Source organism: Acinetobacter sp. BSP-28 (genome assembly GCF_044130285.1).
Taxonomy (GTDB): Bacteria; Pseudomonadota; Gammaproteobacteria; order Pseudomonadales; family Moraxellaceae; genus Acinetobacter.
In genome coordinates, this window is record NZ_JBIQOB010000030.1 from 18948 (window position 1) to 31655 (window position 12708).

A 12708-nucleotide genomic window follows, 5' to 3' on the forward strand; every position below is an offset into this window, starting at 1 on the left:
CAACAACTAACCTACCAGTTCATTTATTTTAGTTTCAATGCTGCATGTTGCTAATTCATTGCCGGGGTCAGAATGGGAGTAAATTAGAAATGTGGTTTCATTTATGTCCAAATCATAGGCAATAAATAGCCCAATATTGAATTGGGCTATTCTTCACTCTTCAACTTCTATCGGAGCCCCATCTTCAGGTCGAATATGACGAGTTCCATCATCTGCAGGGTCAACACTTGAGCCATCTTTAGTAATAGCGTTGTACATCTCGTCTTCTTTCTTATCGTCGATAAATTCTTCATCTTCGAAATCTTGAGGCTCATCATCGTCATCAAAATCTAAAGGCTTTTCTTCATCTATCATGGCGATCCATCACTTATTTGATCAATAAAATATCATGCTCAAACATTCGACAGTGTTATTCAATAGTGAACTATCCTTATTTGTGTAACTCATTATGAGATATTTGGTTGTGGCTAAAACCACAAATGCTTCACTTGTCTTTAAGTCCAAAATGACGCAACAGTCTACCTATAGTCTACACTGCTAAAAGCAATGTAAACCGATCTTGATAAAATTTATATATAACAAATAGTTGAAAATATATACTCTAAAGCCATTAGAAGCGCCAGTTATAGAATACGTCGATCGCACGTTCGAGTGATTGACTCGCTTCCAGATATAAACGTTTATTCATTTGATAACGCAAGGTCAATTTATTCACCGGTGTAAACACCCCTACACCATAACGGATGAACAGATCCGGTGTAATATAACCTGTCACACTGACCTGAGTATCATCTCCCATTCCCTGTGCATCCAGCGCCAGACCACTCAGACCAAAAGTACGTCCAATCTGGTTGGTCAGCGCGCGTGTACCGCCTAAGCCCATACTGATTCCGGCAGCAGCAATGGTATTGTTGACATCGGATTTAAAGCCCGCTTCCTGACTAATACCACTAGCCCCTTCATTAATACGACCGGTGATAATGGCATTTAAAGCTTCCTGTTCAGATAAACCTGCATCGTTATAGACCTGAATATTCGGACTGGTTGCTGTACCTGTTACACGCACCCCAACCAGGCTACCTTGTACTGTCTTATTGGCATCGATATCCAAGGTGGGGTTATATAAAGGACCGTTAAAACGTGCAATCGCACGATTCAAATCCAGGCTTTGTCCATACGCTTCAATTTTTACCCGTTGACTGACCCCAATTGCACCATTAGCACGCATGGCGGTTTCAAGTCCACGTTGTGAAAGATACAACCGTCCGGCCAGTGGAATACGACTATCAAAGCCCTGGAAAATCACCTGACTACCTAAATTCACCATGACATCGGCACGGATATCCCAAGGTCGGGCTGCCCTTAATATGGCCAGCTGGTCTTGTCCTTCATGCACAATACGTACATCTGAAGATACATTGACCACTGGCGCGGAAGCTTCAGGCATCGAAATTAAGGCACGCGGCACATCCACCTTACCGCTTAAGGTCAGTTTTTTCTTAAATGGCAACACATCTAAAGACAAATCCGGCGTAACCACGGCGGTTATTAACGGTGCCTGACGCATAAGCAGGTTTTCACCTTTTAAACGCAACTGAATGCGAGGATCATCTTCCCAGTTTACACTGCCGGTCAATGCACCAGCACCTTGACCACTATTAAATGCACCGTTAATGGTGGCGTGATCTTGGCGAATAGAAGAATAGACTTGAATATTGGTTAAATTCACCGGCAAGGAAATCATGCTGATCGCACCATCTTTCAGGCGCATTTCACCGTTCAATAAAGGCTGCGTTAAAGTACCGCTAATTTTTCCAGCAAAAGATAAGTTGCCAGCCAGAGAACGGACATCCTGAATAAACGGTTTAAAGACTTTCAGTTGTACCTGATCGAAGGCAATCTCACCGCGCATCGGCATCCTGTCTTTATAAGGGTCGATAATGACATTGGCATAACCAGTACCAATTTCAGGAGTTTTAACATCTAAACGAACCTGTAAACCCGCAGCAATACTTTTTGCCACCACAGCAATTTCATTATATTTAAGTGTAGATCCTATATCTTGTGGATCTTCAGCTGCCAGCCCAATCACGCCATTACGGCTAACCAGTCTGGCATCAATTTTTGGCTTGCTGCCTTGTGCCCAGGCTGCTTTGGTATAGCCATTGACCTTACCGGTAATTTCCAGACCTTCTGGCATAAAGGCAGCAAAGTCATTTAAATCGACATTTTGGGTAATGAACGAAACATTGCCTCTGGTTTTGCTGACCCGTATCGGTTGATCAAAACACAACTGGCTTTGCTGACTCGACCAGCAATGTGCTCCGATAAATAATTCAGATTTGACCGAACTGTAAATCACAGATGCATTTTGGCGTTGTACCAAACGTGCGCGCAAGGAGTCAAAATCACCCTTCTGGATTTGTCCCAACCAGTCATTCTGTGCATTAAAACCACCTGCCAGTTGCACATAAAATTTAGACAGTCTGTTTTGTGCCTGTACTCTCAATATATGCGCTTTACGCGTTCCAGCCAGTGAAATTTCCCCCTGCTGAATCTCACGCGTACCACTGCGCAAGTTTTCCATTTTCGCAGTCATCAAGGTCGGGGTCGATTCAGAAGTCGGCAGCTCCCCTTGTACACGTAATTTTTTAACACTGAATAACTGATTAAAACCAAAATCATCTACAGCCAGATTGGCAGTCGCTTGCAAACGTGGTTGTGATTGCACATTTAAATAGCCATAAGCACGGCCACGAAGTCCACTGTAAATTTCATACAAGGCTGGTGCATTGATTTTCAGTCTTAAGTTCTGGGCATTCCCTGTGGCTTGAAGCTGATTTTTTGCATAAGAAAGATAGAGGTTATTTGCTTCAAATTGCTGAGGCAAGAAACCTTTTTGTTTGGAATCGATCACCATAGCCAGATTACCTGTTCCGCGAACAGGTTTGTTGTTGATCATACCGGCTAGATTCAGTTTCTGGATATTAATACGTTTTAAGCTATCAGACCAAACTCCTTCAGTTTTCACGCTACCAGATAATTCACCGCGCACAAACGAGACAAAATAATGCGGTTTAAAACGCACCAGGGATGCATTGATATTCCAGCCCAAACCATTTTCAAGATGAACCAGACCACTGGCATAAATTTTTCCGGCGATGCCTGAATGTTTCAGTTCATCCACTTTAATCAGTTCGGGTGTTCCGGAGATCTTAAACTTGAGCATACCTTCGCTGGCGGGAATCTGACTGGCATTGAGTGCCCCATCATAATTGACGGCAAAACTTTTAAACGCGCCACCCGCTTTTTGATCATTAAACAAAATAGCTGCCGTACTACGACCGGTTAAACGTACCGTTTCATTATTATTTTGCTGCGCCAGACGCCCGGTTAAATTAATCGCATTCAGATGGATAATCTGCTGATTCGGTTTGGCAAAACCATTGGCTTTCACCTGCCCATTAAGCAAATTCACCGGTGCAGCATCTGTAACTGTTTGCGGATTAAAATCTTTGGCATTGAGAATGGCATTCCATTTCAATTGACGCTTTTTGGTCGGCAAATCTACTTTTGCACTACCAGTTAAACTGCCTTTACCCGCCACATAACTAAAACTTGGGATATTTAAATCATTATTTTTGAAATTAAGCTGAGCGGTATACAGACCTTCAGGCAACCAGCCCTTATCATTTTTGGTCACCGCCGTGGCGACATGAATATCCTGCTTGCCTTCAACCAACGCCAATTTTACGTCGCCCGATTTACTGCTTAACCAGCCTACATAAGGCACGGCGCGATCAATATTTTGCCAGGCCACATTCAGCAGCATCGGATTTGGTTTTTTGCCTTTTTGCTCAGCCTGATCGAGTTTCAAGTTCCATGTTTCGTAGCGGTCAAAATCCACCAATGCGGTTAAATGTAAGCCATCTTGCAAACGACCTTTAGAGGCAATTTTGGCATCCAGGCTTGGCGGCAAGAAATCCTGAATGATTTGTGGAATCAGTTTGTCTTTGGGATTGATTTTATCGACACGGCCATTCATATCCCAAGAGACATGATCTTTCCAGCTCACCACACCTGCAACATTTACGGCGCCATTCATGAGCTGGCCATTTAAATTGCTGATGTCGAGCTGATGCACCAAGTCGGTATGCATGCTACCGCTATATTGACCTTGCGGGATATTTTTGCCGCTTAAATCAGTGATCGCGTCAATATTTAAACGCTGAATATCACCATTAAATTTGGCCACGCCATTCTTGGTATATAGCTTTTGTTCTGTCAGCAATGGCCAATGGTATTTTTTAAACTTTAACTCACCAAACATTGGCACATGTTTACGTACCGGATGCAGTACCACCCAACCGGTCAACAAGTCCGGGGTATTGGTCGCCACGCCTGCCTGAATAGTGTCTAAAGATCCTGTTGCCACAACTTTAATATCATGAATATTCAGGCTTTTGTTTAATGAGGGCAGATTTAGATCACCCACGGCATTTAAAGGATATTTCCCTTCAAACTTCATGTTCCCCGTGGCATTTTTCACCGAAAGGTAGCCCATATCCATCCGGGAATCTTCAAACTTCAATTCAGTACCTGACCAGAGTGCTTCATTCAGGTGTATATCGTGAAACTTGACACTTGCCGAAGCGGTTTTAATGAGCAGATGATCGACATCTGCCGTGTCTAGACGCAAAATGAAGGGCAAACGGATTTCATTAAATTTAAACGGTTTATCACTCGGTGGATGTTTGGTAATAATTTGCAGATTGCGCACATCGGCACGATTCAGATGAATTTCTTTTTTAAGGATGGCACGCCAGCCCAGGGTAACATCGGCACGGTCAATTTTAACGTCAACAGGTTTTAGCGTGACTAAAATGTTTTTGAGGATAATGCCGCTTAACAGATTGCCGCCTTCATATTCATAATGAATAATTTGCTGACGCTCTAAAACACGGTCCAGTAAGAATTTGCTGCCTTTATCGGTACTAAACATCACGGCGAAAGAAGCAATCAGCAAGACAAACACGATAAGCAGTGTGAACAGCACACTCCTTAAAATCCGACGCTTTTTCGGTCTAGGTGTTTCCGTCTCTGGTTGCTGTTCTACTTCAGCCATAATACTCTCTAAAAACTAGGATTTATAATTGTGAACCAATAAAGAAATGCAGACGAATTGGATGATTGTCATCAGAAATACCTGAAGCCACATCTACACGAATCGGGCCAATTGGCGATGCCCAGCGAAGCCCAAAGCCCACACTATATGCAGTAGGCGTATTGAAATCTTTATCGTAAGCATTACCAACATCACTAAAAATGGCTGCACGCCAGCCTTCTTTAAATTGATAATTGTATTCAAGAGATCCGACAGCCAAGGCCTGACCACCGATTTTAAATCCATTTTCTTCTGGCGATAAACTTTTATAGTCGAAACCGCGTACTGTCTGGTCACCACCGGTAAAGTAACGCAGGTTATAAGGCACCTTGCTAAAGTCTTGAGTCAAGATATAACCTAAATCACCACGCCCGATAAACTGATGATTATCATTTTCACCTAATGAATAAATAAAACGCCAGCCTGCATTTAGAATGGCCATATCGGCATCGGACAATAATGATTCACTGCCAAGTTCTACTTTATAGGTCTGCTTAAAGCCTTTACCCGGATTGACACGTTTATCACTGGTGGTACGTGATGCTTCATAACCAACCAATAAAGATTGCTGCTGGTCATTCGAATTGGCAATAAAGGCATCCGGAATTTCATTCGCATCAATAATCCCTTCTTGGGAAATCTGGTCTAAACGATAACGTAGACCAAAAGTATGTTGCCAGCTACCACGCGGTCTTTTAATAATTCTGTCAACACCGGCCACCGCAGATTCAATCATCAGGTTGTTACCCTGTGCCACATCATCACGTTCTTCACGCTCATAACCACCAACAATACTGATGTAGTCATTGATGGGATGATGATAGGGAATATTATAACGCCCATCTATAGACTGGCGAATTTGAGAAACTTCCATGTTGGCATCAAAGGAATGTCCACGGCGGTTAACAATGGCACGGCGGTACTGACCACGTAATCGTGCTCCTGTATCTGAACCATAACCAGCACCCAACTCTGCACTATTTAAACGGTCGGCATTTAAAGTCACGATCACCGGAATCTTCTTGTCTACACGTGCCTGAACTTTTAAACGATCTTCTTCCGATTCTTTAGTTTCCTGCTGTGCACGCATTTGACGCAGATTTTCGTTACCTTCAGTTTCACCTTTACCGGCAAACTGGGTTTCATCCACGACCGATTGCGTCACTTCTTTGGCGGAAGCGACCCGTTTTGTATCCTGAACCGTCGCTTCACTTTCAGATATTTTTTGCTGATCGACCAAAGCCTGAATATCTGGTGGCAGTTCCAGCCCTTTTTCAATTGGATCCGGGTGGATTGCATCCACCAGGGTGTAGTTAAAATAACGCGAGTTGGTCAGGTTATTGGCTAGGCCATTAACCCGCCAGAAAGTATAATCGGCACCCTCTTCCCAGGAAACCATGCTTTGCAAGACATCTATGTCAATCGGGAATGGCTGCGATGGATCACTCATGCGGAATTCGACCGGACCTAACTTATAGCGTTCGCCTGTTTCATAACGCAGATTCACATCGGCAGTATTTTGCGGCTGGGCTACTTTTACATCATGCAGACGCCAATAGCTGTCAAAGTAACCGTTATTGGAGGCTGCATCGCTAATGCGGGTTTTAGTTTTTTCGTATAAACCGTGATTGAAAATGTCACCCACTTCCTGTTCAGGTAAAAGCCGGATCACCTGGAACTGGGGCTGATTTTCCCCTGCACCACTAAATTCAATATTCTGTTCTTTGATTTGTACCGGTGCATTTGCAGTAACTCTGACCCGAACACGACTTTCACTGAGTTTCTCGAATTTAAATTCGGCATTATAAAAACCCATAGCCTGCGCTGCTTGATTCGACAATGTTCTCAGTTGTGGCAATGCAGAAGGGAAATCACTAAATGATTCCTTCGTGAAACTGGAAAGTTTAGCCCTGAGATTTTCTTTCAGATTTTCCGTTGCCTGAGCATACGCTTTAGCTGAAACGTCGCTAGTGTTTGATGTAGGGACAATAATCACATCGGCACTGATACGATCCAGCTTGGCAGTATTGAACTGACGCGGCGGACGTATTTTATATAACCAGCGTTTAAAGAAGTTGGGCTCTTCAATTTCGTCAGTCGGCGCCAGTTCAGGTAAGGTTTTACCCGCTTCATTAGCTTCGACCACAATCTGGCTATCTGCCTGAATATTCGACATCAGCTGATCAATATTTACCGGTGCCTGATTGATTTCAACCAGTTCCTGTTGCGTTGCATCAGAAACTACCGCTTCAGTACCCTGACCCGCACGGTATTGTTGAGCTTCCTGTTTCGCCTCTTCAGCCACACGAAAAATTTCATTTGCCATTTCTGCGCTGACAGGTGTAATCGGCAATTCTTCCAGATCCTCAAATTCAATCGGCTTGAATTCTTCCAGAGGCTGTGTTGCCTGCTCTTGCTGCTCCAGCATTTGCAAGCTATCAGGTTCAGTCGGGCTTTGTTGAATGTTTTCTAGTTTTTCCAGCTCTGCATTGCTGCCCATACCCTGCTTAACAGCTTCATTCTTGAGTTCCTGTTGAAATTCTGCTTCAGTGAATGGGCTATTTGGCTGAGTAACTTGTGCAAAACTCTGTTGAGCCAGTAACATGAATAAAATACTGAGGCCGAATCGTTTATGCTCATTGTTCCACTGTAAAATGGAATTGACACTTAAAGTAAGTGTCGACTTTTTAAAATTCAGTTTTGAAAGCATAAAAAACTCTAAACTCATATAATATTTGTAATGGAAATGCCCAATGAAAGCTCGCTAACAAACTCAAATCTATTGGAATTTTCCAAAAAGTATAGGTTGAAAACATCATACATGATTTTTATAGTGTTTTACCAAATGCTCACATTTCTTAATAAAACTTAATGAAGTCCACAAACCATGGAAAAAAATGAACATCTCTTAGGTACACGCCGGTTTTTGCCGATGTTTGTCACTCAATTTTTCGGGGCACTGAATGACAACGTCTATAAACAAGCCTTGTTACTGGTCATTACCTATGGTTGGATTAATCAGCAAACTGCCAGTGTAAGCACTCTCAATAACCTTGCGGCCTTATTGTTTATTTTACCCTATTTCATCTTCTCTGCCACAGCCGGACAGATTGCCGATAAATACGAGCGCTCACAACTGGTTCGCGGAATCAAGATTCTTGAAATTGTGATTATGCTGATTGGGTCTGCTGGCTTTTTGCTCGGTCATTTATGGCTTTTATTATTGGCTTTATTTTTAATGGGCACTCACTCGACCTTCTTCGGTCCAATCAAATATGCCATTTTGCCAGAAATTTTAAAGCCCAATGAACTGATGTCGGGAAATGCCTTATTTCAGTCGGGCACCTCGATTGCCATTCTAGTGGGGATGATTTTAGGCGGTGCCGTGATTTCCGCTTCAGACGGCAATCTGTTGTGGATTAGCTTAACGGTTGTGACCATTGCCTTACTGGGATATTTTTCCAGTCGTTTTGTATTAGAGCAAAAAGTAACTGCACCTGATGTAAAAATTGACTGGAACTTTTTTAGAACCAGCTTTCAAACTATAGGCTATGCCAAAAGTTTACCAATCGTATTTCTCATTTTATTGGGCAATTCCTGGTACTGGTTTTATGGAGCGACCTATCTCACTCAAATTCCGCAGCTTACTCAACAAAACCTGCATGCCTCTGAAAACGTGGTCAGCTTACTGTTGACCTTTTTCTCGGTCGGAATTGGCGTAGGTTCATTATTGTGCCGCAGAATTGGCGGTACAGAAGTCAATTTGAAGATGGTTCCTATTGGTGCAATTGGCCTAACCCTCTTTGCTCTATATTTGGCAGCCAGTCTGGCTTTTGTTCCTGAACGTACAGGTGACATGCTCGGTCTAAAAGATGTATTTACCCAAGGCGGGAGTTATTATCATGTCATGCTTGCTGTGACATTGCTCGGCATTAGTGGCGGTTTTTATATCGTCCCTCTATACGCCATGATGCAGGCCTTTTCGCCACAATCACATCGTGCCCGTGTGGTTGCCGCAAACAACATTCTTAATGCCGTATTCATGGTATCCTCTGCAATATTCTCCATTATCATCTTAAGTATATTTAAGATTGATATTAAAATACTTTTTAGTATTACAGCGATTCTAAGCGCTATTTTCACTACATGGCTCTTGTTTAGACTCAAGCCCATGCTTGCAGCACAGCAACAAGATGCTTTAGAGGATTAATTTTATGCGCCAATATACCGGTATCGACAAATTTATTCATTCATTTGACCAGGCACTACGCAGTTTGGTTCCGGGAACAACCTCTGCACATCGTGAAAATCCGGGTAGTGCTGTTGAAACTCAACTTGGTGTCAGTGAAGCACGCCATGTTGCCGGTTTGATGCGGGTCAATCATAGTGGTGAAGTATGCGCACAAGCGCTTTATCATGGTCAGGCACTAACTGCAAAACTCCCCAATGTACGCCGTGAAATGGAACAAGCTGCGATTGAAGAACAAGATCATTTGGCTTGGTGTGAAGACCGCTTAAAAGAGCTGGATAGCCATACCAGTTTGCTCAATCCGGTTTGGTATGGCCTGTCTTTTGGGATGGGTGCTATCGCTGGTATTGCTGGTGATAAATATAGCCTTGGTTTTGTTGCTGAAACTGAACGTCAAGTTAGTCTGCATTTACAGCATCACATCAGCCAACTGCCTGAACAAGATGAACGTTCACGTAAAATATTGGTGCAAATGAATGAAGATGAGTTGCACCATCGAGATACTGCACTGAATGCAGGTGGTGTAGATTTACCTGTCCCGGTACGTATTACCATGACGGCAATTTCCAAACTGATGACCAAGACCAGTTACTATATTTAATTGAAAGATTCATCATTAAAGCTCACTTTAAGGTGGGCTTTTTTATGTCTATTTAAGCCGAATGTTTATACTGAATAAGCAGTGCATAAATAATCCTAGCCAGTACAATACAGGCCACAACGGAAAGAACGATATAAAGATCATGATGATACGGTAATATTTTTTCCCACAATACATGTAACCAGTGACTAATCTGCAGCCCCACACTGACAATTACAAAGGCCCAGATAAAACAGGCAAGCAGATTAATCAGGATATATTTCCCCACTGGATAAGCTTTAATTCCGATCGAGATGGGTAAAATGGTTCTAAGTCCCCACGCAAATCGCATCAATAAAATGGTCAGAACGGGATAATTGTCAATTACTCTGCTGGCCTGAGCAAATTTTTGCGCCAGTTGCGGCTTGCTTTGTATGATTTTCTGACCATAACGCATGCCTATTTGATAGTAAAATTGATCTCCAATAAAACCACCCACCATCGCGACCATAATGAGCAGCCAAAAATGGAAAATATGCTGATGCACAGCATAGGCACCGAGGATCAGGACAGTTTCACCTTCAAAGAAGGTACCGATAAAAATGGCAAAATAACCATAATGTTGCAACAGATCAGTCCAGTTCATCATTTTTTTAATGTGTCTGATAACAGTTTTTCTATCTTCGACAGATTCCTATTCATTTCAAAGATAAATCTGGTTGCTTTTTTAAGCATTTATATTTCATCAGTACAATAAAGTGGACTTCGCTGTTTGTATCATTCCATCAATATTTTTGTTTTTAGGTTGATCGATTAGCTGAGGCATTGTTTATTCATACTCACCCTTTTAACTTCGAATATATTGCTATTTCACCTCAATGAGTAGGCTTGATATTTCTTCTGTAAATTTGATTGTTTTATTAAGCTATATTTTATTCGTCTACAAAAATCTGTTTTTAAAGAGCTTTTATCCTTCAAGATAATTGACCCCAAAATATCAGAAATCGACCTGTTTTTTTGTAAGTTTTAACTTACAACACTTGTCTAAAATTTTATGGGTATAAATAAGCTTTTATAGCGCCGTATGACACTTTCATTCTTGTACAATTTGTCCAATACGATGATCAAATCATATAAAAATATTCATTCGTATGCTTAATAAAAATAAAAATAAAAATAAAAATAAAAATAAGCATAAACAAAAAAACCAACAAACAAATAATTAAGGAGCAAGGTATGTCTACCCAGTTCAATTTTGTTTCTGTCACAAAAAAATCCAATGTCCATTTTGATGGGTGTTCAGTCAGTCATGTGATTAAGTTGAAAGATGGAACCAAAAAAACAATAGGTGTGATTCTTCCCACAGAACATCCTCTTGTTTTTGAAACCCTAGTTGCTGAGCGTATAGAAATCGTTTCAGGCAAATGTCTGGTTCAAATTGGCAACAATCCACAGAGCCAAACCTATTATGCGGGTGAATCTTTTTATGTTCCTAAAAAGACCCAATTTACAATCATCACAGATGACATTATCGATTATGTTTGCCATCTGGAAGACCGTTAAGATGAGCTGCACTGCATTACCGTGTAATTAAACCACAATAAAAAAGCCCGACATCCTGTCGGGCTTTTTCGTATGGGTTAGCTCGGTATAACTCCTGTCGTACCTGACGGTCCTTGTGCTTGTCTATTGTTATTTTTTGCAGAACTTCCTGTTCTTGTTGAACTCATCATATGAAATTTCCAGTATTCTGAACAGAAGCTATAACCTTAAATTCATGTGAGCAAATATGTACAAAGCCGATTAAAAATCACCCGCATTTATCCACAGAAATTAGGTATAACTTTTGCATCGGAAAGACCAGAAATATTGAAAAATTTCATTTTGATTAAAAATTAATCGTATTTATTGACAAAAAGTATCAAAAATGCCCATAAAAAAACCGACTTTTTTCTAAGTTGGGTGAACGAGATCGTTCCAGAGGGTATTAGTTAATATCAGATACTGATCTTAAATTAATATTAAAAATGCATTTTGTATAATGCCCATTATGTTAAATACGTGCAGTTTTAGGGAAGTGTTTCTAGATAATCCATTAACTTTTTTAGAGCATATTCAACTGAATTAATTGTTACATGTTCAGCATATATAATATTTTCACTTAAGTTTGGATATGTAAAAAATGGATTTTCATGCAACTTAAATAAGAAAAAAATGGATTCTTGATTTCTTACGCCAATCTTTGAAAAATCGTCAAAAGTTTCTTCTAAAGTTAAGTGGTAATAGTCACCAAGATCATGATTTATGCAGAGATTTTCTAAAAAGTTTTCTGTAGTTAGATTATAGTTTTTGTGGGAAGATGATTGCAGTAATTTTCTCAAATCTCCAATAAAACTAGGCATATATGTTGGTGAATCTAATGTCCCAAATGAAATTCCATTAATATTCATTGTGAGAGATACAAGGTTCTTTTGAGGATTGATATTAAGAATAGTAAAAGAAAATTCTTTTGTACCAATTTCGATGCGATTCTTTTCTGTCATTTTATCCTTAAGCTTTCCTAAAATTAACATAATACACGTTATGCGAAATAAAAATGTTAGAAACCATTTAAAGTGTCTGTATTCTCACCAATAAAAATGTCTGGTCTATGATGCGCATCAACATCATGGACTGGATATGAATCGAGATGCTGATCACTATGTCTGACAAGGA

At 40.9% G+C, this 12708-nt stretch carries 8 protein-coding genes; 3 read left to right on the top strand and 5 right to left on the bottom strand.

From position 1 onward, the window contains the following. Window positions 1–153 precede the first annotated feature (153 nt). The 3 genes from ACE01R_RS16170 to ACE01R_RS16180 all read right to left on the bottom strand — a co-directional run bounded on the left by ACE01R_RS16170 (window position 154) and on the right by ACE01R_RS16180 (window position 7874). Window positions 154–354 (bottom strand): hypothetical protein, encoded by a 201-nt coding sequence (locus ACE01R_RS16170; protein ID WP_395552534.1) that lies wholly within the window; start codon window positions 352–354, stop codon window positions 154–156. A 256-nt stretch (window positions 355–610) separates the two neighbouring features. Continuing rightward, complete coding sequence (locus ACE01R_RS16175; protein ID WP_395552535.1) at window positions 611–5125, bottom strand: translocation/assembly module TamB domain-containing protein; 4515 nt, start codon at window positions 5123–5125, stop codon at window positions 611–613. 22 nt (window positions 5126–5147) lie between these two features. After that, on the bottom strand, window positions 5148–7874 hold the full coding sequence (locus ACE01R_RS16180) for an autotransporter assembly complex family protein (protein WP_395552536.1): 2727 nt from the start codon (window positions 7872–7874) through the stop codon (window positions 5148–5150). Window positions 7875–8051: 177 nt separating this feature from the next. Between ACE01R_RS16180 and ACE01R_RS16185 the strand changes: the two genes are divergently transcribed. After that, window positions 8052–9374, top strand: coding sequence for an MFS transporter (locus ACE01R_RS16185; RefSeq protein ID WP_395552537.1), 1323 nt, complete (start codon window positions 8052–8054; stop codon window positions 9372–9374). Between the two features lie 4 nt (window positions 9375–9378). Then, complete coding sequence (gene coq7 / locus ACE01R_RS16190) at window positions 9379–10014, top strand: 2-polyprenyl-3-methyl-6-methoxy-1,4-benzoquinone monooxygenase (protein ID WP_395552538.1); 636 nt, start codon at window positions 9379–9381, stop codon at window positions 10012–10014. A 52-nt stretch (window positions 10015–10066) separates the two neighbouring features. Here coq7 and ACE01R_RS16195 read toward each other — a convergent pair whose 3' ends face one another. Next, on the bottom strand, window positions 10067–10642 hold the full coding sequence (locus tag ACE01R_RS16195; protein ID WP_395552539.1) for a DedA family protein: 576 nt from the start codon (window positions 10640–10642) through the stop codon (window positions 10067–10069). Between the two features lie 587 nt (window positions 10643–11229). Here ACE01R_RS16195 and ACE01R_RS16200 point away from each other — a divergent pair. Next, entirely contained in the window at window positions 11230–11556 is a 327-nt protein-coding gene (locus tag ACE01R_RS16200) for a pyrimidine/purine nucleoside phosphorylase (RefSeq protein WP_395552540.1), read from the top strand. A 506-nt stretch (window positions 11557–12062) separates the two neighbouring features. On the opposite strand, the gene ACE01R_RS16205 is transcribed toward ACE01R_RS16200, so the two are convergent. After that, complete coding sequence (locus tag ACE01R_RS16205; RefSeq protein ID WP_395552541.1) at window positions 12063–12536, bottom strand: hypothetical protein; 474 nt, start codon at window positions 12534–12536, stop codon at window positions 12063–12065. Window positions 12537–12708: the final 172 nt, after the last annotated feature.